Annotated in this window: 22 protein-coding genes; 6 read left to right on the top strand and 16 right to left on the bottom strand. The window is 35.3% G+C overall.

Annotation, left to right across the window (positions count from 1 at the left end; genetic code table 11):
- Positions 1-145: 145 nt before the first annotated feature.
- The 4 genes from modB to CRO00_RS05195 all read right to left on the bottom strand — a co-directional run bounded on the left by modB (position 146) and on the right by CRO00_RS05195 (position 4,117).
- Positions 146-814: a molybdate ABC transporter permease subunit gene (gene modB, locus CRO00_RS05210; RefSeq protein WP_419865856.1), complete on the bottom strand. Its 669-nt coding sequence runs from the start codon at positions 812-814 to the stop codon at positions 146-148.
- On the bottom strand, positions 795-1,583 hold the full coding sequence (gene modA / locus CRO00_RS05205) for a molybdate ABC transporter substrate-binding protein (protein WP_097072610.1): 789 nt from the start codon (positions 1,581-1,583) through the stop codon (positions 795-797). Before modA ends, modB begins: the two co-directional genes overlap by 20 nt.
- Positions 1,576-2,655 carry an ABC transporter ATP-binding protein gene (locus CRO00_RS05200; RefSeq protein WP_097072609.1) on the bottom strand — a complete coding sequence of 360 codons (1,080 nt, stop codon included), beginning with the start codon at positions 2,653-2,655 and terminating at the stop codon, positions 1,576-1,578. Before CRO00_RS05200 ends, modA begins: the two co-directional genes overlap by 8 nt.
- 127 nt (positions 2,656-2,782) lie before the next feature.
- Positions 2,783-4,117: a DUF2252 domain-containing protein gene (locus CRO00_RS05195; protein WP_097072608.1), complete on the bottom strand. Its 1,335-nt coding sequence runs from the start codon at positions 4,115-4,117 to the stop codon at positions 2,783-2,785.
- Positions 4,118-4,182: 65 nt separating this feature from the next.
- On the opposite strand from CRO00_RS05195, the gene CRO00_RS05190 reads away from it, so the two are divergent.
- Complete coding sequence (locus tag CRO00_RS05190; protein WP_097072607.1) at positions 4,183-4,707, top strand: PilZ domain-containing protein; 525 nt, start codon at positions 4,183-4,185, stop codon at positions 4,705-4,707.
- A 45-nt stretch (positions 4,708-4,752) separates the two neighbouring features.
- Here the strand turns inward: CRO00_RS05190 and CRO00_RS05185 are convergent, their stop codons facing one another.
- From CRO00_RS05185 to CRO00_RS05170, 4 genes are all read right to left on the bottom strand, one after another.
- The gene (locus CRO00_RS05185; RefSeq protein WP_097072606.1) at positions 4,753-4,944 is read right to left on the bottom strand and encodes a gamma-type SASP family protein; all 192 of its coding nucleotides are present in this window, start codon (positions 4,942-4,944) and stop codon (positions 4,753-4,755) included.
- A 147-nt stretch (positions 4,945-5,091) separates the two neighbouring features.
- A complete protein-coding gene (locus tag CRO00_RS20415) occupies positions 5,092-5,937 on the bottom strand; it encodes a hypothetical protein (RefSeq protein ID WP_237658328.1) in 846 nt (281 codons plus the stop codon).
- A gap of 151 nt (positions 5,938-6,088) precedes the next feature.
- On the bottom strand, positions 6,089-7,681 hold the full coding sequence (locus tag CRO00_RS05175; protein ID WP_097072604.1) for an ABC transporter permease: 1,593 nt from the start codon (positions 7,679-7,681) through the stop codon (positions 6,089-6,091).
- On the bottom strand, positions 7,678-8,586 hold the full coding sequence (locus tag CRO00_RS05170) for an ABC transporter ATP-binding protein (protein WP_097072603.1): 909 nt from the start codon (positions 8,584-8,586) through the stop codon (positions 7,678-7,680). The genes CRO00_RS05175 and CRO00_RS05170 overlap by 4 nt, the downstream gene beginning before the upstream one ends.
- A gap of 154 nt (positions 8,587-8,740) precedes the next feature.
- On the opposite strand from CRO00_RS05170, the gene CRO00_RS05165 reads away from it, so the two are divergent.
- Complete coding sequence (locus CRO00_RS05165) at positions 8,741-9,331, top strand: metallophosphoesterase family protein (RefSeq protein WP_097072602.1); 591 nt, start codon at positions 8,741-8,743, stop codon at positions 9,329-9,331.
- A 62-nt stretch (positions 9,332-9,393) separates the two neighbouring features.
- Positions 9,394-9,972 carry a YitT family protein gene (locus tag CRO00_RS05160; RefSeq protein WP_097072601.1) on the top strand — a complete coding sequence of 193 codons (579 nt, stop codon included), beginning with the start codon at positions 9,394-9,396 and terminating at the stop codon, positions 9,970-9,972.
- A 37-nt stretch (positions 9,973-10,009) separates the two neighbouring features.
- On the opposite strand, the gene CRO00_RS05155 is transcribed toward CRO00_RS05160, so the two are convergent.
- Entirely contained in the window at positions 10,010-10,891 is an 882-nt protein-coding gene (locus CRO00_RS05155) for a DMT family transporter (protein ID WP_097072600.1), read from the bottom strand.
- Positions 10,892-11,084: 193 nt separating this feature from the next.
- Between CRO00_RS05155 and CRO00_RS05150 the strand changes: the two genes are divergently transcribed.
- Complete coding sequence (locus CRO00_RS05150) at positions 11,085-12,146, top strand: GGDEF domain-containing protein (RefSeq protein WP_097072599.1); 1,062 nt, start codon at positions 11,085-11,087, stop codon at positions 12,144-12,146.
- Positions 12,147-12,167: 21 nt separating this feature from the next.
- Here the strand turns inward: CRO00_RS05150 and CRO00_RS05145 are convergent, their stop codons facing one another.
- The 4 genes from CRO00_RS05145 to CRO00_RS05130 form a co-directional block, all read right to left on the bottom strand.
- The gene (locus CRO00_RS05145) at positions 12,168-12,752 is read right to left on the bottom strand and encodes a TetR/AcrR family transcriptional regulator (RefSeq protein ID WP_097072598.1); all 585 of its coding nucleotides are present in this window, start codon (positions 12,750-12,752) and stop codon (positions 12,168-12,170) included.
- A gap of 15 nt (positions 12,753-12,767) precedes the next feature.
- Positions 12,768-13,481, bottom strand: coding sequence for an MBL fold metallo-hydrolase (locus CRO00_RS05140; RefSeq protein ID WP_419865855.1), 714 nt, complete (start codon positions 13,479-13,481; stop codon positions 12,768-12,770).
- A 107-nt stretch (positions 13,482-13,588) separates the two neighbouring features.
- Complete coding sequence (locus tag CRO00_RS05135) at positions 13,589-14,530, bottom strand: aldo/keto reductase family protein (protein ID WP_097072596.1); 942 nt, start codon at positions 14,528-14,530, stop codon at positions 13,589-13,591.
- 360 nt (positions 14,531-14,890) lie between these two features.
- Entirely contained in the window at positions 14,891-15,574 is a 684-nt protein-coding gene (locus tag CRO00_RS05130) for a hypothetical protein (protein WP_097072595.1), read from the bottom strand.
- 243 nt (positions 15,575-15,817) lie between these two features.
- Between CRO00_RS05130 and CRO00_RS05125 the strand changes: the two genes are divergently transcribed.
- Positions 15,818-17,482 (top strand): ribonuclease J, encoded by a 1,665-nt coding sequence (locus CRO00_RS05125; RefSeq protein WP_097072594.1) that lies wholly within the window; start codon positions 15,818-15,820, stop codon positions 17,480-17,482.
- Between the two features lie 57 nt (positions 17,483-17,539).
- Positions 17,540-19,150: a catalase gene (locus CRO00_RS05120; protein WP_097072593.1), complete on the top strand. Its 1,611-nt coding sequence runs from the start codon at positions 17,540-17,542 to the stop codon at positions 19,148-19,150.
- Between the two features lie 46 nt (positions 19,151-19,196).
- On the opposite strand, the gene CRO00_RS05115 is transcribed toward CRO00_RS05120, so the two are convergent.
- The 3 genes from CRO00_RS05115 to yhbH form a co-directional block, all read right to left on the bottom strand.
- A complete protein-coding gene (locus CRO00_RS05115; protein WP_097072592.1) occupies positions 19,197-20,129 on the bottom strand; it encodes an SDR family oxidoreductase in 933 nt (310 codons plus the stop codon).
- Positions 20,130-20,458: 329 nt separating this feature from the next.
- The gene (locus CRO00_RS05110) at positions 20,459-21,862 is read right to left on the bottom strand and encodes a SpoVR family protein (RefSeq protein ID WP_097072591.1); all 1,404 of its coding nucleotides are present in this window, start codon (positions 21,860-21,862) and stop codon (positions 20,459-20,461) included.
- Between the two features lie 44 nt (positions 21,863-21,906).
- Positions 21,907-23,070: a sporulation protein YhbH gene (gene yhbH, locus CRO00_RS05105; RefSeq protein WP_097072590.1), complete on the bottom strand. Its 1,164-nt coding sequence runs from the start codon at positions 23,068-23,070 to the stop codon at positions 21,907-21,909.
- Between the last annotated feature and the right edge of the window lie 72 nt (positions 23,071-23,142).

Below are 23,142 nucleotides of genomic sequence, written 5' to 3'. Positions count from 1 at the left end.
AATAGTAAAACTAATATTAGGGAATGCCCTATTCTGATAGTGATTTTCCCTAAAATAGTATTTTTAAGAATCTCGACTCTGGTTAAACCTTGCCTAAATACAAAAAAACAAGACTTGATAGCTTTTCAACTACAAGTCTTGTTCTTTATTTTTGTTTTATTTGTAAAATAAACATCATGATAAAAGAAATGAAAACTATTGCAATAACCCAAGTCCATGCGAGCGCCATTTCCCCTCCATCAATGGCTAAGTAAATAGCTGTTGGTAAAGTTTGGGTCTTTCCTGGAATATTACCTGCAAACATTAGCGTTGCCCCAAATTCCCCTAATGCTCTAGCAAAACTAAGAATACTTCCCGATAGAAGAGATTTAGAAGCTAAAGGAATCGAAATAAATAAAAACACCTTCCATTCCGATGCGCCATCGATTCTTGCTGCATCTTCAATGGATTTGTCGATGGAAGAAAAGCCTGATTTTGCGGATTGATACATTAGTGGAAATGCTACAATAATTGCTGCAAATACAGCTGCCCACCAAGTGAAAATAATTGGTTGGCGAAAAATCCATTCGATAAACTGACCAATATAACTGTTTTGTCCAAATATTATAATTAAGAAAAACCCAATAACGGTTGGAGGTAACACAATGGGCAACATCAGAATTGTTTCTATTAATATTTTACCTTTAAACTTTTTCTTAGAAAGTACATAACCAACTAGCGTGCCAAGGATTATGACAAAAACACCTGCGACAATTGCCGTTTTGATTGATATCCAAACCGGACTCCAAAACAAATTATTCAATAGTAAATCCATACTTTTCAAATTGTTTTAAGGCCTCTTCACTTTGTAAAAAGGTAAGAAAATCCTTTGCTGCGACATGTTCCTTTGAGTCTTTTAAAATACCCACAGGATAAATGATTGGTGTATGTAAACTTTTACTTGCTGTTGCGATAATATTTACCTTTTCTGAATTGCGTGCGTCAGTTGCATAAACAATTCCCACTTCAACGTTTTTCGTTTCCACATATGATAGTACTTGTCTAACATCTTTTGCAAAAACAATTTTGCCCTCTAAAACTTCCCATAGACCGAGATTTGTTAGCGTTTCTTTTGCATAAAATCCTGCAGGCACTGTCTCAGGTGTTCCAATTGAAATTCTAGCAGTATCTAGTTGTTTTAGACTTTCAAAATCTTTAATTTTGAATTGGCTATCTTTTGGAGTAATTAAAACAAGCTTATTTTTCAGTAAATCAACGCTTTCTGTATCATGAATTTCTCCTTTTTCCACTAACTCTTCAAATTGATTCTTTGCTGCTGAAAAAAATAAATCGACAGGTGCACCTTGCAAAATTTGTTTTTGTAAAGTTCCCGAACTTCCAAAGTTGAACGTCAATTTTACATTTGTGTTTTCTTCTTCATACATTTTTTGAATAGGTGCTAATGCGTCTTGTAAACTTGTAGCTGCCGAAATAACCAATTCAACTTCTGTATCTTTTTCGTTAGAAGAACAACCGAGCAGAAAAACTACTATTAGAACAAAGCATATACAAAGTTTTCTCAATAAAACACCTCTTTTACTCATCGTTAAAGCTATCTACACGCTTTTCCGTCAATGGATCAAAGAAATGGATTCTATCTAAATCCAAGGTAAATTTCATTGTGAAATCATTCATTTTGGCTACTATTGGTTGGCATTCAAAAAATGAATATATCAAACTAACATCCCCTAGTCTTTCAACATGGGTAATCTTGATATCCAATATATTAGATTCATTATCTTTTGCTTGTACAATATGCTCTGGCCTAACCCCTAAGAGAAGTTCCTTATTGCAATAACCCTGTTCCAACAAGTAACCGTACTTGTCCATTGGCAGTTTGATTGAAGATTTGCCTATCATAAATGTGTCATCCATTAACTTCCCCCGAAGAATATTCATTCCTGGTGAACCTAAAAAAGTTGCAACAAATATACTATTTGGTTTTTCATATACGTTCATAGGTGGTCCTACTTGTAGAATCACGCCATCTTTCATCACAAATAGTTTCGTTGCCATTGTCATCGCTTCTGATTGGTCATGTGTAACGTAAATTGATGTTATTTTTATTTTGTTATGTAAATTTGTAATTTCCCTCCGCATTTGTAAACGCAATGTGGAATCAAGGCTAGACAAAGGTTCATCCATTAAAAACAGCTTTGTCTTTTTGATAATGGCACGAGCTAATGCTACTCTTTGACACTGGCCACCTGAAAGACTCTGTGGTTTACGATTTAATAATCCATTAATCTTTAAGTTTTTCGTCACTTCATTAATGCGTTTATCAATTTCCACTTTTGGAATCTTTCTCATTTTCAATCCAAATGCTAAATTTTCGTAGACTGTCATATGTGGATACAAGGCATAATTTTGAAAAACCATCGCAATTTGTCTATCTCTTGTTGGAAGCTCATTGATACATGTGCCATCTAAATAAATTTTGCCTGATGATGCTTTCTCGAGCCCTGCAATCATTCTTAATAATGTAGATTTGCCACAGCCTGAAGGACCAACAATAACAACGAATTCTTCTTTTTCAATTTGCAAACTTACATTTTGAACTGCACAAACATTGTCATTGTACCATTTGCTTACATTTTCTAACTTAAGTTGCGGCAACTAAAATCACTTCCCCAAAAAGTAGTCGTGACATTCAGTACAATGTATGTTGTTTTTATAAAGGATAGACACACTAAAAAACACATGGAAGTAGATTTCTTCCATGCGTACTTTTATGTTATGAATGTTAGAAAAATGACTCCTTCACCCACTCACAAAATAACTCATAATCATGATTTACTTGTTCTTTATAAGTAAGTGCGGCTAATGTAATTTGTGATTTAAAGGCAGTAAAATCCTTTCCAATTGCATTTAGGATTTCTTCTTCACTTTCATGACTAAATAACTCCGCTTCTGTATCCACATCCGCGCGGGAATGAATCTTTGCTGTCACTTTCCCCATAATTTTTAAAGTTGCATCAAAATCTTCTGGTGCTAAAAGTTGGGTAGACTTTACTTTCTTTTTATAAGGAGAACGTTCACGAACATAAAATTCTCTTCCATCAATAGTTAAATACCCTAAATAAGGATCTTCTAAATGGTGCATTGCTTTTTGAGTTGCAACAACACGTTTTCCTTGATGCTCATACTTACTCCAAAACTTTTCTCTGTAAGGTAAGAAATAAGCAGGAACTGGCGTGCGTACTTCTTTTACTTCAAGAACTAAATCGTCTACACCATTTGCATCTTTTTCACCTTCAATTAAAATATAGTATCGATCTAATCCAATTGACGCTGTGCCAGTGCCGTGTTTTCGAGCTATATCTTTAATTGTATAATAAGAAATGTCCTTTTTATCCTCATTGTCAAGGGAGTTAAAATAGTTATCTGTTAAGGATTCTAATAGAGTTCGTTCCTTAACATTTACCGGCTCAATTTCCTCAGACCAAGCAAATACTCTTTTGTTTTCTTCATTTATATAAGTAATGTCATTTAGCAAATGATCTCTTTGACGTTTGGCTAATTTTTTCAAAACCTTTTTAACCGGACCCTTTGTATTGTCCACAGTAAAGGTTAGTGTATATGGGTCGTCTTTCCCTTTTTTGAAACGTTTTAATTGATCATAGTACGCATCTAAATAGGTTTCAATTCGATCTTCTTGTTGTTTATCAGACAATCCATTTGCTTCACAATATAATGCGATACTAACAGTCATTCTTAATACATCATAAATATAGGAACCAATATATCCTTCATCAAAATCATTTACATCAAAGACAATTTCGCCATTTTCATTTTGGAATGCCCCGAAGTTTTCCATATGCAAATCGCCTTGAATCCAAGTTGGCTTATCAGTATCTGTATGGAAAGATAATGGGATTTTTGTTGCATCGTAATAATATAAGTAGGCACTTCCTCTAAAAAAACGAAACGGACTTTCCATCATTTTTGTATACTTCATTTTTCTCTTATTACAATCAAGCCCCATACATTGCTCATCAAATTCATTCAAAATGTTTTCGATAATATGTTTACGAAGCACATTTCTGGTTTCTTTTACACGGTTTAACAATGCCTCCATTACGATTTCTCCCCCTCATGACCTCAAAGTGTATTACATCTATTATACTCTTATTCTAATGAAATATATTAATAGGAAATATAAATTCTACATTTTGGAAAAAATTTATCGTTACTTATAACCCGGAGTATTCTAAACCTTCTGTACCTTTTGAAAGAAGAAAGTATTTCCGTTTCGAATTCCAAAATCCATTATCAGGAGAAATGACGATTTCAGAAGTAAACGGAAAAAAGGTGCAAGTTGGTAAAACGCCTATATTAATCGACAACATCGGATTAGGCGGATTAAAAATACGCTCTAATCTAAAGTCACCCATCAACATGAATATGAAGTTTCGAATTTGTTTTAGTTTACTTAATGAGCAATTTGAAGTAGATTGCCAATTAAAATGGACAAATGAAGAGTTTTTGGATATCTATTCTTACGGTATATATTTTAAATTAAGTCGTATAACTCAAGACCGATTAGCTTTAATTATTAATAAGTTAAGTGCACTTCGCAGAAATAATTTAACTATTCCCGACACTGAATTTATTTATGAAGATCCCCGTACTTATTTTAGAAATAATCTACTTGAAAAAATTAAGTAAGAATAAAAGAACTGCTTTACCGAAAAGGTGGGCAGTTCTTTCGTTTTAATGTAAATGTTTATGAATTTGTTTTTTCACTTCTTCAACATTTGTATCGCTATATGCCTTTGTATCGTATCCCCCAGTTTTTGCAAGGTGTTCTAATACCTCTTTATAAGATAACCCTGCTTCCGCATTCTTTCGTTTTACTTCTTCGATATCAGTTCCTGCAATTGTAAAACTATTTCGATTAGTCATAATAAGATATCTCCTTTATTTGCCTTTGAAATGGAGTTATTTGCTTTTGGTTTGAGTTTATTTGCTTTTTAAACCATGTTATTTTCTACTGAGATTTAGTTATTTGCTTTTGTAAAAAAAACGCCCCATAAAGAGGCGTTTCCTTAACTAAAATTGATTAAATTTATTATTTTTCGCTTGTTCTGCTTGTTGATTTTGTCGACGCACTTCTTGAATGTCCGTACCAGCCATTGTTTTACCAGCAGCACCTTGGCTAGGCATTGCTTGATTAAATGGCCCTGCTTCTTGAGCAATCTCTTCTCGTACCTTTTGGATATCTGTACCCGAAGCTGTTTTACCTGCACCGAATGTATTGCTTGCTGGTGTTGGTGATGAGAATGATTGGCCAAATGGTGCCGATTCTTGTGCTATCTCTTCTCGTACTTTTTGAATATCTGTACCTGAAGCTGTTTTACCTGCACCGAATGTATTGCTTGCTGGTGCTGGTGATGAGAATGATTGGCCAAATGGAGCTGATTCTTGTGCTATCTCTTCTCGTACCTTTTGGATATCTGTTCCTGAAGCTGTTTTACCTGCACCAAATGAATTGCTTGCTGGTGCTGGTGATGAGAATGATTGACCAAATGGGGCTGATTCTTGTGCTATCTCTTCTCGTACCTTTTGGATATCTGTTCCTGAAGCTGTTTTACCTGCACCAAATGAATTGCTTGCTGGTGCTGGTGTTGCGAAGGATTGACCAAATGGAGCTGATTCCTGTGCTATCTCTTCACGCACTTTTTGAATATCTGTTCCCGAAGCTGTTTTCCCTGCCCCGAAAGATCCACTTGGTTGATTAGAGAAAGATTTTCCGAATGGGCCCGCTTCACGAGCAATCTCTTCTCTTACTTGTTGTGGATTTGTTCCCATACTAGATTGACCAGCATTTAGACGTTTCACTTCATCAATATCTGTCCCTGCTTGTGTAAAGCGTTTGCCATTATTGTTTTGCATCAAAAAAACACCTCCAAAATTGTTATGCAATTATCATGCTTAAAAATTGAATTTATATAAGCTAAACAAATTTTTTTCTTTCGTATATTTTCACAAACTCCCACAACAATAGAAAAAAAGCCGTTTTCTTAAGAAAGAAAACAGCATAACAATTTTAACCTTTTAAATCTCTTCTGTTATAAGAAACAAATCCAATCAATGAGAAGGCAATCGTTAATATAAATTCTACAATGATAGCAGACCACGACATTCCTGCAGCGGGAAGATTAGGGATGCTTTCAAATGCCGATACATTTCGCAACCAAAGTGGGAAGTTTAACATTTCACTCAAATAAATGACAATAAAACAAAACGCTACATATATCCAAATAAGATTCATTATTTTAGGCACCGCACCATACAGCATCACTGATAAGCTAATCATCAACCATAGTGCAGGTAAATAAATAAAGGATGACTTCATTGCAACTTGTAAGGATACAGAACTTGCGACCCACAAACCAATTGCTAATAAAAATTGCAAATATATACTTTCTAAAACCGCTAATAAAGTATAACTACTTAAAACATGATTCCTTGAAATAACACGACTAAAAAAATTTTCTGTTCTGTTATGAGTTTCCTCGCTCTTTAATTTTAATATTGTCATCGTAACAGGGATAGCAACGATTAAAGACATAATAGCCATTAATAACGAGATAAAATTATCTGTCATTGAGACTTTAGATTGTTCATTGAAAAATAACTGCAAAAATTCCATCTCACTAAAATACGTTTCTAAATCACCTAGTACTGCACCAAATGATGCACTAAGAGCAAAGATTCCGACTCCCCAAGAAAGCATTTTTACTTTCTGTAATCGGAAAGCCAAACCAAATACGGTCATTAAAAATTTCGAAGCATGCGTTTTTCCCTTCATTGACGGTAAAAATCCAGCATCTATATCGCGAATAGAGTTTAGATAGAATGCAAAGAAAGAAATAATTACTGAAAAAAGGGTAGTAAGTAAAATCGGCCACCAATTGTTATTAATAAATACATCTGTTCTTACTAGCCATCCTAATGGAGAAGCGAACGCAATAGTCTCACTAGTAACATCCCCAAATGCTCGAACTAAATAGGCTACCACTAATACACCAAAGGATAATCCTGTTGTCCCTCTTGAAGTAGGAGAAACTTGAGCAAACAGTGCAGTAATAATACCAAAAAATAGTCCCCCTACCCCTAATATCCCTCCATATAACAGTGCGCTCTGTAAAGTAATCCCATCAATATTTAATAGATATAACCCTATACTACAAAAAAGGGTAATTAAAAAATTTGCGATGGCAACAACGATGAGTGAAGCTGCTAAATATGATAACCTTCCAACCGGTAACGAACGAACCACTTCAATTCTCCCAGTTTCTTCATCTGTTCTCGTGCTGCTCCCTACCAATAAAATACTCATAACGGCTACTGCAATGATGGTAAATAGCAACATTTCATGGGCAAATTGAGTCCCCACTGTTACGAAATAATCTGCTTCATCGTAACCTGGCCCAAGCATAGCAACCATAGCTGGGTTTTGCATTGTTATAGCAAATCCTTTTTTCGATACATCATCTTGATAGACATTCGGATAGGAATAAGCAACAGCTAGGGTTACAAGTACAATTCCCAGTATCCATGCACAAATTTTAATGCGTTGTGCTCGAAATATAATTTTTGTAACCTGTGTTGTCCCTTTGAAATGACGTCCATTCATTGAGATTCGCCCCCAGTAGAATTTCCATCTACACCTTCATAATGACGCATAAATAGATCCTCTAATGTTGGCGGTACACTTTCTAATTTCAAAATGCCATAATCACTTATATAACGAATAACCCCATCAATTTCTTCAGAATCTACCTGGAATGTCAAATCGTTATTCTGTTTGACTAAGTTAAAAACCCCTTTTAGTGCGAGGCTTTCAATCGGCTTTTTCGTTTGCACCGTTAAATTCGTTCTTGTTAAATGGCGCATTTGTGTTAATGTACCCGTTTCTATAATTTTCCCTTCACGAATAATTGAAATCTTTTCACAAAGTTTTTCAACTTCCGACAGTATATGGCTAGACAATAAAACACTTTTTCCTTGTTCTTTTGCCTCTAACACACATTCTTGAAAAATGCGTTCCATTAATGGATCAAGTCCTGAAGTTGGCTCATCTAAAATAAACATTTGCGCATCTGAAGCAAAAGCTGAAATAAGGGCAATCTTTTGCCGATTACCTTTTGAATACTCCTTACATTTTTTTGATGGGTCTAGTTTAAAGCGTTCAATTAATTCATTACGTTTACTTTGACTTCCACTCCCACGCATTTTCAAGAAAATATCAATAACCTCGCCACCCGTTAAATTTGGCCAAAGATTTGCATCTCCCGGGACATAGGCGATTTGTTTATGGATGTCGACTGCATTTTTCCACACGTCTTTTCCGAATATTTTCGCTTCTCCACTTGTTGGACGTAGCATACCTAAAAGTACACGAATTGTAGTAGATTTCCCTGCTCCATTTGGTCCGATAAACCCGTATATTTCTCCTTCTTTAATACATAAATTAATCCGATCAAGAGCAACAAACTTACCAAACTTTTTCGTTAATTCGTTCACGTCCACTACATTCATCTTGTCCCCTCCTAGGGTAGAAAGTACTCTTACTAGAATCCATTATATTACAAAATTTTTTTGCAATTTCTATGTTCATCAATTCCACAAAATTTTTATTTCCTCATACGACATTGTATTATACAAGTATGCGATTTATGGAAAGGTGATTTTTTTGAAATATGCCCTTTTAGGTGATTTACACTCTAATATTGAAGATACAAAAGCGGTTTTGAATCATATACACCAAGTTGTTCCTAATGCTTGTGTATTAGGTTTAGGTGATTTATATGAATGCATTATAGGTAAGAAAAAGGCAAGTTCAGTATCAAATGTACCTTTAGATGAGGCTGCAGTGATCTCTGAGGATTTTGAGGACCTATTAACTTTCCCCTCAATTCGAGGTAACCAAGAGGAACGTATTACACAAGTTACTGGGATACCTAAATTTTGCGAACTCCCTGACAAGATTGTTATAGAGGGTGCTACATTACTGCATGGCCACCAAATCAAATGGGACAAACATTGGGAACCAACTGAGCTAACAATCGACATTGACACTCCTCTACTATTTTTTGGTCATAGCCATCGTTGTGGAATATATCGTAAAAGAAAAAAACTCCCGCTCGACATTACATACGGCGAAGAGTTGCAGTTAATTAAGAAAAAGTATTGGATTAATGTCGGTTCTGTGGTTGATAATCGTGAATGGTGCTTGTACGATAGCGTAGCAAGAACCATTACTTTCATGAAGTCATCTAAATAGTATTATCATTTTCTAACAATTCTCCTCATAAAATAGTGCATGTCCATATGAAGGAGAATTTAATGTACTACATAAAAAAATCCATAGCAATTATCCTCGGTAGTATCTTTCTTGCAATTGGCATCAATGCTTTTTTAACACCGTATGAAATTTTAGATGGTGGAATAATTGGCTTATCACTAATTTTATTTTACCTATTTCATCTTAAAATTGGTTTGATGATAATTCTTTTAAGCATCCCTATATTTATTTTGGCTTGGTTTAAATATAGACACTTCTTTTATAATAGCTTGCATGGATTATTAATCTCGTCTGTTATTATTGATATTTTTAAGCCATTTCGCAATTTATTTCGTCTAGACCCAATGTTAAGCGCTATTATTGGCGGTGTTTTTGTAGGGCTAGGTATTGGGATGATGTTACGTTATGAAACGAGTACAGGTGGAACGGATTTATTAGCTCAGTTTATTTCAGATAAAACAAAAATCAATGTAGGCATTTTAATATTTTTTATAGATGCCATTGTCATAATGTTAGGTGGCATTATTTTATCATCAGAAACATTGGTTTTATCAATCGTCACAATCCTTTGTGTAGGTATTACAACAAGTTATATAACAAGTTACCGTCATGCTATTTAAAAAGTAGGCCATCTTTATATAAAGACGGCCTACTTTTTTAGGTTAGCTTTTCTATGCTTCTCTTTTTAATAAATGATAACTTTGTTTCTGAAATAATAATGGCAATAAGAATTAAAATGGCACCAATGATCATTCTTGTTGTTAAAACTTCTCCTATGAGCATTACCGAGAATACCATCCCCCAGAAAGACTCTGTTGACAGTATAATTGCAGCTTTAGTTTCATTTGTGAATTTTTGTGCAATTGTTTGAAATAGATATGCAATCGTTGTTGAGAACACACCTAAGTATAAAATGGATGAGATGGCTTCCACTTCAAATGAAAAGTTGACCTCTCCTTTGAAAAGTACAACAATCCATCCAAGGAGTGCTGCGACAAACATTTGAATAATTGTTAACAGAATTGGATCTTCATCTTTTACATATTTCGCCGTGTAGAATATATGATAAGCAAAAGCTACTGCACAAGCTAATGTAAGTAAATCTCCTATGTTAACATCTGAAGAAAGTTGAAGAGACAAGAATCCTATACCAATGATTGCTAAAATCGCTCCAGATAATTCAAACTTATCGATTTTTCTCTTATATGCTAAATACGCAATAAAGGGAACAATAACGACATTTACTGCAGTTAAAAAGGCGTTTTTCGAAGGCGTTGTATATTGTAGTCCGACTGTTTGTAATACAAAGGCTATGTATAAAAAGAAGCCTAAAATAACACCTTTTTTAAAAACTCTACTATTCAAGCCTTTCAATTTCTTATTAAATAGAATACTTAATATAATGAACCCAACTAAAAATCGTCCAGCTAATATTTGGTATGGCGTATAATGGTCAAGTGAAATGGCACTAGCTACAAATCCACTACCCCATATAATTGCTGTAATACACAGCATTATCTCCCCAATATATTTTTTCATTGCTTTCCCCCACATTTTTAATCTCAAATAATTATTATATAGCATTTAAAACTAAGTTTTCAAAGTTTTGAACAATAATTGACATTTTTCTATAAATATACAAATTCCTTAGAAATACGTGCTAGACTTTAATAATATGAATAAATAAAACACTCTAAAAATTTCTTGGAACTTTAGTAAAGAGGTGTAATAAGTGCTCCAATCAATTCTTTCCAACCTTGCCATTATATTATTATTACACTTGATTATGTCAATGATTATGCTTCAAAGAGAGAAACTATCTACGTTTACTTTTCGCTCTCTCACTATACTTTTAATGTCAGCATCGGTTATTACCATGTTTTATTTACCTATTCGATTTGATAATTACTGGGTAGATATGCGCTTTATCCCCCTAGTGTTTTTTGCATATTTCTACGGTTGGAAAATTGCTATTCCAGCACTGTTTATAGCGAGTTTTTGGCGTTTCCTAATGGGCGGAGATGGGATGGCCCCGGGAATTATTTTTGGAATGGTAGGTCCAACATTATTAGCATTAGCCTTTCACTCAAGATTGGAAACGGAAAAAAAGTATTTTGAAAAATTAAGTATAATTATTGGATGTTGGTTAATTTCTGATGTTCCAATCATCTTCTTAATCCCAAATGGTCTGGAAATATTTAAAGATATTGCCTTGATTCGTGTTATGTCATTTGTTGCGACGTCTTTTATTTGGTATATCTTTATTATACAAAATCGACAACTTCATATTTTACATAAGAAATTAATTAAACTAGCTGGAGAAGATCCACTAACGAAACTCCTAAATAAGCGGACTTTTTTTGAAAACATTGATGATAAAGTAAAACAGATAAAACCTAACCACTACATTGCAATGATTGACATCGACCATTTTAAAGAGATTAACGATACATACGGACATTTAGCAGGTGATAAAATCATTACCGATGTAGCAACTATTTTAAAGAAATATGAAAATGACACCGTGCAAATTGGAAGATATGGTGGAGAAGAATTTATTCTTTATATTGGCAGTGCAACCAACACGTCAGCAAAAGAACTTATTAAAAAAATCCACGAAGATATTCAATCTCATGAATTCAAAATGGATGATTATGAACCTTTAAGACTTACGGTATCAATCGGATTAGCAATATTAGAAAAGAATTCAACATTACTCCATACCGTAAACAAGGCAGATATTAATTTGTATATGGCAAAGAAAAGTGGACGTAATCGCCTAATCTGTTCATAAAAAAAACACGTAACCTAAATTTTAGGTTAACGTGTTTTTTTGAGCAAGTCGTTTTAATAATTGAATATAACCCTCCACCATTATTTGAAGACTTTCTTTTATACTTATTTGAAGACCAAATGCCCCCATCTGTTCTAATGCAGAAAAGCCATGCAATATACTTCTCAACGTTCTAATTGCGTGAATTTTATCCTCATATGATAAACCATAATCTGATAAGATGTCGTTTAATAAAGCGATAATTTGATTACTTGCATCTTCTAATTCCTTTTCACTAGTGTCGGGTGCTTTAATTGTAAATTGATATAGGCCAGGGTGTTCATTGGCAAAGGTTACATAAGCGTAAGCTAAAGCAATGATTGCCTCATCTTTCGTTTTATTATAGGCTGCATCTTTCAGTGTTTCAAAAAGTTTTGCCATACCAAGTAATGCTAGTTCTTTTTTAATACTTGGAAGTCCTTGAATATGATTAAATAGTGAAGGTGGTCGAACATTTAGCTTTTTTGCAATATTAGATAAAGTAATAGATTCTATCCCTTCTACATCTGCTAATTCTGCAGCAACCTTAATTATCATTTTTTGATCTAATCCAACTCTCGGTGACATATAAATTATCCTTTCTTATACACTCTTTGCTTCGAGAATGGCTTTTTTTATTACTTCATTCGGATTTTTTATCATTTCACCATGTCCTACAGCTAGTAGTGAAGGTTTTAATTCAAAAATTTTTTTAGCACTTCGAAGTGAAATCTCCTTACTCCACGTGCCAAAAGCAGGAAATGGAAAGCTTTTTACGATTTGGCCACACACTGCAAGTTTCCCCCGCGTTTGAAAAGCATCCCCAACAATAATAGCTCTTGATTTTGTATCAAATAATGATATAGAACCGGGTGTATGTCCCGGAGTTTCAAACACTTTAAGTGAACCAATTGTGTCTCCTTCCTTTAATAGGCGGTCAGGGTTTGTTTTAATGCCCTTTTTTGGTACGCCACCTTTAATTGGCAGTTGGGGTTCGTCAGTGTTGAGTGACTTATCCCCTTTTAACAAACGGCTATCTCTGTTGGAAACTGATACAACTACATCCTTAAACGTCTCTTTTAATTGATCCAACGAACCAACATGATCTCCATGTGCATGCGTTAAAACGATGTTCGTTAAAGGCTTCCCTATTTCTGCAATTGTCTTAACAATTCCCTTGTAGCTTGCGGGCATACCAGTATCAATTAATGTCAGTTCATTTTCTTCCTCAAAAATATAGCAATTTACTGGAAAAAGCTTTGGCCATAACGTTAACTGATAAACATTCCCTATGTTCGTAACCTTCACTGTTTTCATCCCCTTAACAAAACTAATGTCGTTAGTTTTATTATAACTAATGGTATTAGTTTTGCAATAGGCAAGTATAAAAAAGAGCCAAAATTTACAATTGGCTCCAAATCAATTTACTTAAGTATTTCTTCAATTCTATCTAATGTTTCTTCATCAAGAACAATTCCTGATGCTTTTGCATTTTCTTCAATCTGCTCTGGACGACTCGCACCTACAAGAGCACTTGCGACATTCGGTTGTCTTAACACCCATGCCAGGGCAAGTTGAGATGTAGAAATACTTAATTCATCCGCGATTTTTGTTAGCTGTTCGACTTTGTCTAACTTTTCTTCCGTTAAGAAATATTGAATCGTCTTATTATCCTTTGTAGCACGACTTCCAGCAGGATAAATTGCATCTTTTTTATATTTTCCTGTTAACACGCCTTGTGCAAGGGGTGACCACACGACCTGACCAACACCATGTTTTTGACTAACCGGAATAATTTCTTTTTCAATTTTACGTTGAAGTAAATTATACTGTGATTGGTTAACAACAATACGATCAAGCAGTTTCTTATCCGCAATATGTATTGCTTCGGTAATTTGCTCTGCTGTCCATTCACTTACCCCAACATACAATACTTTTCCTTGGCGAACGAGGTCATCAAATGCTCGAAGTGTCTCCTCAAGTGGCGTTTCCGGATCATAACGGTGAGCATAATAAATATCCACATAATCAACATCTAAACGTTTTAAGCTAGCATTTGCTTGTTCAATGATGTGTTTACGCGACAAACCACGGTCATTAGGGCCCTCTCCCATTGGCCAAAATACCTTTGTTGCAAGTACAATTGAATCGCGATTAAAAGATTTAATTGCTTGCCCGACAACCTTCTCAGCTTCCCCTTGCATATAAACATTTGCAGTATCGAAGAAGTTAATTCCTAAATCATAAGCATGATGAATTGTTTTAATAGCTGCATCAGATTCAACATACCCACCATAAGTCAACCAACTACCAAGGCTAATTTCACTAACTTTTAAACCTGTTCCACCTAATCTTCTATAGTTCATTGCAATGATTCCTCCCTCTATTTCATGGTCTTTATTGGAAATATACTAACATCTTACATTTACCAACTCAAGGATTGTCTATTAATAGATTCCTAGCTATATGAAGAAGTAAATGCGAGGTGAGGCGAAGTTAGGAAAAGTTGTATTCATCATACTTATGAAGACCAAAAATTGTTGTAAGCTCAATAAAACTAAGTTATGAATGCCATTACGACCGGATTTTCCAGCAGTTTTTGTCGTCATCAAGCAAATAAACGTCTCAGTGGCCAAATTTCCAAAAAAATAAGCTGTAACCCCTCATCAACAAATTCCATATAGCCAGAAAACAAAAAAACTCGCCAGAATCCCAAGCGAGTAAATTTATGTCCAAGCGTTAACCGTAACTTCTTTGCGTTCATGTTCGTAGCGTTTGATAATAATGCTAACCTTTTGGTACCAATTGTTACATTCTTTAAAAATGTCTTTGTATTCATCTAGATCTTTTGGTATTGCCTGTTCATTATCTAAAAAAGTGTATTCAACTATTGGATTTGAAAGATCATCTACAACAAGTTTTAATAGTAGTTTTTTCACCTCTTTTTTCGATTTCTCTTCGCTTTCTTCAGATCCACCAATATTCACATCTAATTTCGAACCCCCATCGATTAATGACCATCCATGGACACCGCCTTTTGATGTAAGCGCCACATTTTTTCCATCCTCCACAATCGCCACTTCGAATAACTCTTGAAAATCATATTCCCGCGCTTCAAATTCATCATCAAGCTCTTCTCTATCAAGAATGCGAAACGTATCTGAATTTTCATCAATTAATAGAGCTTGTAAATAATCCGGGGACAAAATATAGCGGGTATGGGGATATTCTTCTATCTGATCGATAGTCTCTTTCTCGATTGCTTCATTCCTCTTTCTACTTTCTTTATTTAATTCGTACAACCACCATCCTCCCAAAATAATAGCAACCACAAAGAAGAAGGAGTTGCCTGACTTAAATGCCAAAAATAAATAAATCACTTCCAAAAGTAATAAAAATAATTGCATCATCTGACAAACCCCATTTCCAATAGAATTTATAAATCTTTTAAATACGATTTTGATAAATTTCATTTGTAATAAAATACTATTCAAAAACTTGGGGAATCATTCTAATTCTTTCTATTTTTTTATAAATAAAACTATTACACGCTCAAAATTTAATTTCAGTAGTCTACTTTTATGCGTGTATAGGACAACGGTTTGGTAGCAATACTTATTAATGGAAATAGTCGTCGAAATGAGGGAAGTATTTTGTCGGAAAAAGATAAAACATTATCCATCTTTGCTTTAGGTGGAATTAATGAAATCGGTAAGAATATGTATGTCATTGAGTATGGCGACGATCTGCTCATTGTAGATTGTGGTGCGAAATTTGCAGATGAATCATTATTAGGAATTGATTTAATAATTCCAGATGTAACGTATTTGCAACAAAATGAACATAAAATTCGCGGCCTCATTGTTACCCACGGACATGAAGATCATATTGGTGGAATTCCTTATTTTTTAAAGAAAGTTCAGTGTCCAATTTATGCTACTCGATTTACCCTAGGATTAATTGAATTAAAGTTAAAAGAACATAAGATTTTGCGTGAATCAACATTAGTAGAGATCAATTCTAAATCTCAATTAGAATTTGGAGATATTAATGTTAGTTTCTTTAGAACAAGCCATAGTATTCCAGATTGCTTAGGCATTGTGTTCCATACTCCTGAGGGCAACGTTGTTCATACAGGGGACTTTAAGTTCGATTTGACTCCGGTTAATGAGCAATACTCAGACATACACAAAATGGCGAAAATTGGAGAAGAAGGCGTATTAGCTCTTATTTCTGAAAGTACAAATGCAGAAAGACCGGGATTAACGCCATCCGAAAAAGTAGTTGGTACTCATATTGAAGATGCATTTTATAATGCGACAGGGAAAATCATTATTTCTACCTTTGCTTCTAATGTAAATCGTGTACAACAAATTGTAGATGCAACGATCAAAACCAATCGCAGACTAGCGTTACTCGGTCGAAGCATGGTCAATGTCGTGAAAGTTGCTAGAGACCGAGGTTATGTTGATATTCCAGATTGGATGTTAATTGATGCCAGGGAAGTACGAAATTTACCACCTGAACGAGTAGTAGTTTTATGTACAGGCAGCCAAGGTGAACCACTCGCTGCATTGTCGCGTTTATCTACAAACAATAACCGCGACGTTAAAGTTTTGCCAAACGATACGGTTATTTTTGCAGCTTCTCCTATCCCTGGGAATGAAAAAAGCGTGACTAGAATTGTTGATAACTTATTCCAGCTTGGGGCAAAAGTGATATACGGTTCTGCAAGCATAACTGGAATGCACGTTTCTGGTCATGGTTATCAAGAAGATTTGAAATTAATGCTGACATTAATGAAGCCGAAATATTTCATTCCAATCCATGGGGAGTATCGTATGCTTCACTTGCATCGTATGCTAGCTGAAGATGTTGGTGTGGAAAAAGGTCATACATTTATCATCCGTAATGGTGATGTTGTCGATATTAAGCATCAAGAAGCGCGTCAAACAAGAAAAATTACTGCTGGGGACACCTATGTGGATAATGTTGGCGATGATGAGATTGTGGATATCGTACTACGAGACCGTAAGCATCTTTCAGAGGAAGGAATGCTAGTTGTTGTCGTGACGATTAATAAAGAAGATGGTAACCGCATTTCTGATCCCGATAGCATTTCCCGCGGATTTGTTTATGCAAAAGGAGCTGAAGAGCTAATAACAAACGTCAATGAAGTAGTTAGACGTACAATTGATCCGTTTAAAGAAGCAAACATTATGGGAATGAAACGAGCAATTAAAAAAGAGGTTGGAAATTATATTTTTGAACAAACAAAGAAAAAACCAATGATTTTGCCGATTATTATTGCGGTATAAACTGTCGGGGTTATCATCTATTTTAGCGGAATTTCATCATGAAAGGAATCAATATTTATGGAAAATAAACAACACGAAACAAATATTGAAAACGACAACACATTAACGAATAGACAAGGTCATCCAATTACAAACAACCAAAACATCCGAACTGTTGGGAATCGCGGACCAGCCACTTTAGAAAATTATGATTTCATCGAAAAGATAAGTCACTTTGACCGAGAAAAAGTACCTGAACGAATTGTACACGCTCGTGGTGCAGGTGCGCATGGTTACTTTGAAGCATATGGGACTGTTGGCGATGAGCCGGTTTCAAAATATACTCGTGCAAAAGTGTTCCAAGAAAAGGGCAAACAAACTCCAGTATTCGTTCGTTTTTCAACGGTAGTACATGGGTTACACTCACCGGAAACGTTACGCGACCCACGTGGATTTGCTGTCAAATTTTATACGGAAGATGGAAACTGGGATTTGGTTGGGAACAATTTGAAGATTTTCTTTATTCGTGATGCTATGAAATTCCCGGATATGATTCATGCTTTCCGACCAGACCCTGTAACAAATATTCAAGATTCTCGTCGTTTCTTTGATTTCTGTGCAAACTCTCCAGAAACATTCCATATGGTTACTCTTGTTTACTCGCCATGGGGGATTCCTGCAAACTACCGCATGATGCAAGGTTCTGGTGTTAACACATATAAATGGGTAAACCAAGAAGGAAAAGCTGTTTTAGTCAAATATCATTGGGAGCCTAAGCAAGGTATTAAAAACCTTACTGTAAAAGAAGCACAAGAAATTCAAGGCAAAAACTTTAACCATGCAACACAAGATTTATACGAGGCTATTGAACGTGGAGATTATCCTGAATGGGAATTACTCGTTCAAATAATGGAAGATGGCCCACACCCAGAACTTGATTTTGACCCTCTTGATGATACAAAACTTTGGCCAAATGACAAGTTCCCATGGCTTCCAGTAGGTCGTATGGTATTAAACAAAAACCCTGAAAACTTCTTTAATGAGGTAGAACAAGTTGCATTTGGAACAGGTGTATTAGTAGATGGGCTAGATTTCTCTGATGACAAAATGTTGCAAGGGCGTACTTTCTCATATTCGGATACACAACGATATCGTGTAGGAGCAAACTATTTACAACTTCCGATTAATACGGCTAAAAAACGCGTTGCAACAAACCAAGAAGGCGGCCAGTTACGCTACTACAACGACAAAGCACCTGGTCAAAACTTACACGTAAATTATGAACCTTCAAGCATGGGCGGCTTAAAGGAAGCGGAACAAACTGGTAAAGAGTATACACCAAATGTGGAAGGTATCCTTGTTCGTGAATCCATTGATCGAGATGATAATACAAAACAAGCTGGTGAAACGTACCGCAGCTTTGAGCAATGGGAAAAAGACGAGCTGATTAATAACCTTGTAAATGACTTATCCATATGTCCTAAAGACATCCAAGATAAGATGATTGCTTTAGCTGAACAAGCTGATGAAGAATATGGAAGACGTTTACGAGAAGGGCTTGCTGAAAAGTCTCAGAACAATAAAGAAGAATTTGCAGAAGAATTCAACCCTCATCCATTAGGTGCAGATGGAGCAAGTGAAGCTGTACAAGATGCAGTAGATAAAGGCCACGATGCAAACCCTTACTAATTTTTTAAGAAACTCAGTTATCATAAAAATAACTGAGTTTTTTTATTTACGAAGAAGTAATTTGTCCACCGTTTACATGCAACGTTTGACCTGTTACAAAACGCGAATCATCTGAAGCGAGATACACATAAGTTGGAGCAAGTTCAAACGGCTGACCTTGACGTTGCATCGGATTATCAGCGAGTGTTACGACATCTGCAGAAAAACTTGAAGGTATTAATGGTGTCCATACTCTCCCCGGGGCTACTGCATTTACTCGAATTCCTTTATCCACAAGATTATTTGCCAAAGCCCTCGTAAAACCAACGTTAGCTGCTTTTGTAGCAGAATAGTCGATTAACTGATCATTTCCATAATACGCTACAACAGAGGCAGTATTAATAATGGAACTTCCAGATTTCAAATAAGGTAAAGCCGCTCTCGTTGTATAGAAGTGAGAATAAATATTCACCTTAAACGTATTATCAAATTGTTCATCCGTAATATCGAGTAAACTCAATTGCTGAAATTGAATTCCTACATGGTTACATAAAACATCAAGTTGCCCAAACACCTCTATTGTCTTCTCCACAATCAACTCACATTGTTTTTTCTCTCGCAAATCCCCCGGTAATAGTAGACATCGTTGCCCAATCTCTTCAATTCGTTTTTTTGTTCGATTCGCATCTTCATGTTCATCTAAATAGCTAATGGCTACGGCAGCACCTTCTTTTGCAAAGGCAATGGCTACTGCTGCACCAATCCCGCTATCTCCCCCGGTAATTAATGCAACTTTTCCTTTTAACTTTCCGCTTCCTTTATAATTTGGATTTTCAATAATCGGTCGTGGCACCATTAAACTTTCAATCCCTGGTTGGCGGTATTGACGTTGTTCTGGTACCGTTATTGGGATTTCTTCATAACGAACAATCTTCCCATATTGAGGATTTAGCGGGTACTTATCAGCTAATGGTTCCTTTTGATTTTTTTCATTTTGCATTGGAATCCTCCAAATGTTTTTGATGAAATCATTTTATGTAAAGTCGCCCGTTTTGGTGTCTTTTGCATACTATGTATTGATTGGAGGGTAAAATATGCTAATAAAAAAGTGCAGAGATATAAACCTGTTATTGGTAACTGATTCTCATGAAAAAGTTCAGGTGATTTATGGTTCAAATACAGCTATTGTTCAGCCAAAAATTGGTCCACGTCCACCGTATTACACAAATCCAAGATGCGGCTGGTATTATCCAAAAAATTAAGCCAAATAAACACAAAACTAGTGAAGAGAAATCGAAATTTTTCCTTCACTAGTTTTTAGATTTACTATCACAATGCTTTACGGTAATTACGCTTGCCATCATACGTATAAAGAACAGGTTTTTTTTCAACAAAGGTTTCCATATGCACAGGACGACCCCAAAGTTGATAAATATATGGAAGAACATGCTCTAAATAGTGAGGATCTAATTCCATGCCTTCAAAGCCGTGCTTTAAATAGAGCTCCCCATTTCGTAAATAGTCACCATTTTCTACAACAATATATGGAAAGCCACCATTCACACGCATCGAAACTAGCTGGTCACGAACATTTTCATAGTCTTTATCGGTAATTTTATATTCATTGCCTTTTTTCTCAAACAAGTACATATCCTCTTGATCGACTAATTCCTTTGTTAAATAATTACGAATGAAAGAAATATCTGATTCGATTTCACGTACTTCAAAGATTTTTTCACGACCTGAATTAGGTTTTACACCTAACTTCTTCATTTCATCGGTCGGGTTATTATAACGTCTTTCAATATCTTCGAAAATCTTCAATCCAAGATAATAAGGATTGATAGAAGTTTTTGAAGGTTGCACTACGCCAGCATTTAATTTTGCATATTCAATCGTTTCATCTGTCGTTAAATTTAACTCCCTCATAATTCGTTGATGCCAATAAGATGCCCAGCCTTCATTCATAATTTTCGTTTCAAGTTGTGGCCAAAAATAAAGCATTTCTTCTCGCATCATAGTTAAAATATCACGTTGCCATTCTTCTAGCTCCCGACTATGCATTTCAATAAATAGTAACAAATCTTTTTCCGGTTTTGGCGGGAACTTTTTCTTTTTATAACGAACTGTGGAAACTGGTTCTTCTTTTTTATCCAAATTCCATAAGTCATCAAATTCAGACCTTGGTGTAACATTATCCTCATCATGGTCTATTTCATTTTCATAATCTAACAATTTCGGTCGAACGAGGGATGGGTCAATATGTTCTTGTATTGCTAACACAGCATCTAAAAATTGCTCAACTTCATCTTTTCCATATAATATTTCATAGTTTGCAATTCGCTCAGCTGTTGCCGTCATACTTTCTACCATATCTCGACGTGTATTAGAGAAACGAACATTATTTTTGAAAAAGTCACAATGAGCTAATACGTGGGCAATAATCAGTTTATTTTGTGTAAGGGTATTGGTATCAAGTAAGAAGGCATAACAAGGATTAGAATTGATAACGAGTTCATAAATCTGACTTAAGCCTAAATCATATTGAAGTTTCATCTTATGAAATTGTTTACCGAAGCTCCAATGGGAAAAGCGGGTTGGCATTCCGTATGCACCGATCGTATAGATGATTTCTGCTGGACAAATTTCATAATGCATAGGGAAAAAGTCTAGGCCAAACCCGACCGCAATTTCATTAATCTCTTCTATTGCTTTATGAAGCTCTTTCTCCATCTTTTCTCACCCCACTATAAGTAATTGCCGCCATTTCCCCTCTCTTAGATGGTAGTCTCTTGTTTTTGGAAAAAGCTTTTTAAGGCTTCATATACATCTTTCTTTTGTCTTAACACATAATGACGAAATTTCGGATCATCAATACGTTTAAAAGTAGACATTAATGAAGAATAACGGTTATTTGGATTAACTTCCCCATAGCCAAACATACTGGATACATCCATTAATTGCTGAACTAACTTGAAACATTTCTCATTATCAGTGGAGAAATTTTCGCCATCTGAAAAGTGTACTGGGTAAATATTGTAACGTACAGGATTGTATTTTAAATTGATTAATTCCAATGCTTTAGAGTATGCAGAAGAACAAATCGTTCCGCCACTTTCCCCTTTGGTAAAGAACTCTTCTTCTGTCACCACTTTTGCTTCGGTGTGATGCGCAATAAATTCAATTTCTACCGATTGATATTTTGTACGTAGGAACCTCGTCATCCAGAAAAAGAAGCTTCTTGCACAAAACTTTTCAAAGCTGCCCATCGATCCACTCGTATCCATCATGGCTAAAACAACGGCTCTTGTTTCTGGCTTTTTCACTTCATCCCAAGTTTTAAAACGTAAATCATCGTTATGAATTGGTGTTATTTCTGCTTTACCTTTCATTGCATTGCGCTTAATGGCAGTTAATATTGTTCTCTTTTTATCAATATTACCCATAAGCCCTTTTTTTCGGATATCGTTAAATTCAATTTTTTCCGTCGTAATATCCGCCATTTCTTTCTTCTTAAGATTTGGTAGTTCCAATTCTTTAAACAAGATATTTTGCACTTCTTCTAAACTAACCTCTGCCTCATAATAATCATTACCTGGTTGGTCACCGGCTTTTTGACCTTTTCCTGCTTGTTGATTACCTGGTTTTCCATCACGGGCTACAACATCGCCTACTTTACTATCGCCTTGCCCTTGCCCTACATGTTTGGATTTCCCATAGTTATAACGAATTTTATATTCGTCTAAAGAGCGAATAGGTATTTTAATTACTTCGCGTCCATTTGACATAATTATACTTTCTTCACTTATTAAATCTGGCAAGTTATTCTTAATGGCATCTTTCACCTTATCCATATGACGCTGTTGATCTTGGTACCCTTTGCGATGGAGTGACCAATTTTCCTGAGAGACGACAAAGTTTCGATTCTGGTTTTCACTCATTTTTATCCTCACCCATCTTTAATGAAGTTTCCCAATCATTTTGGGAAAATCACTTTTTTTATAATATGCGAA

This window comes from Ureibacillus xyleni (assembly GCF_900217795.1).
GTDB classification, from domain to species: domain Bacteria; phylum Bacillota; class Bacilli; order Bacillales_A; family Planococcaceae; genus Ureibacillus; species Ureibacillus xyleni.
The sequence above is the reverse complement of the archived record's forward strand: the minus strand, read 5'-3'. Positions and strand labels throughout refer to the sequence as shown.

Excerpts from the sequence above, each read along its gene's own strand:
- modB (WP_419865856.1), bottom strand. The coding sequence starts at position 814 with ATGGATTTACTATTGAATAATTTGTTTTGGAGTCCGGTTTGGATATCA.
- modA (WP_097072610.1), bottom strand. The coding sequence starts at position 1,583 with ATGAGTAAAAGAGGTGTTTTATTGAGAAAACTTTGTATATGCTTTGTT.
- CRO00_RS05195 (WP_097072608.1), bottom strand. The coding sequence starts at position 4,117 with ATGGAGGCATTGTTAAACCGTGTAAAAGAAACCAGAAATGTGCTTCGT.
- CRO00_RS05185 (WP_097072606.1), bottom strand. The coding sequence starts at position 4,944 with ATGACTAATCGAAATAGTTTTACAATTGCAGGAACTGATATCGAAGAA.
- CRO00_RS05175 (WP_097072604.1), bottom strand. The coding sequence starts at position 7,681 with ATGAATGGACGTCATTTCAAAGGGACAACACAGGTTACAAAAATTATA.
- CRO00_RS05170 (WP_097072603.1), bottom strand. The coding sequence starts at position 8,586 with ATGAATGTAGTGGACGTGAACGAATTAACGAAAAAGTTTGGTAAGTTT.
- CRO00_RS05160 (WP_097072601.1), top strand. The coding sequence starts at position 9,394 with ATGTACTACATAAAAAAATCCATAGCAATTATCCTCGGTAGTATCTTT.
- CRO00_RS05155 (WP_097072600.1), bottom strand. The coding sequence starts at position 10,891 with ATGAAAAAATATATTGGGGAGATAATGCTGTGTATTACAGCAATTATA.
- CRO00_RS05145 (WP_097072598.1), bottom strand. The coding sequence starts at position 12,752 with ATGTCACCGAGAGTTGGATTAGATCAAAAAATGATAATTAAGGTTGCT.
- CRO00_RS05140 (WP_419865855.1), bottom strand. The coding sequence starts at position 13,481 with ATGAAAACAGTGAAGGTTACGAACATAGGGAATGTTTATCAGTTAACG.
- CRO00_RS05135 (WP_097072596.1), bottom strand. The coding sequence starts at position 14,530 with ATGAACTATAGAAGATTAGGTGGAACAGGTTTAAAAGTTAGTGAAATT.
- CRO00_RS05130 (WP_097072595.1), bottom strand. The coding sequence starts at position 15,574 with ATGATGCAATTATTTTTATTACTTTTGGAAGTGATTTATTTATTTTTG.
- CRO00_RS05120 (WP_097072593.1), top strand. The coding sequence starts at position 17,540 with ATGGAAAATAAACAACACGAAACAAATATTGAAAACGACAACACATTA.
- CRO00_RS05115 (WP_097072592.1), bottom strand. The coding sequence starts at position 20,129 with ATGCAAAATGAAAAAAATCAAAAGGAACCATTAGCTGATAAGTACCCG.
- CRO00_RS05110 (WP_097072591.1), bottom strand. The coding sequence starts at position 21,862 with ATGGAGAAAGAGCTTCATAAAGCAATAGAAGAGATTAATGAAATTGCG.
- yhbH (WP_097072590.1), bottom strand. The coding sequence starts at position 23,070 with ATGAGTGAAAACCAGAATCGAAACTTTGTCGTCTCTCAGGAAAATTGG.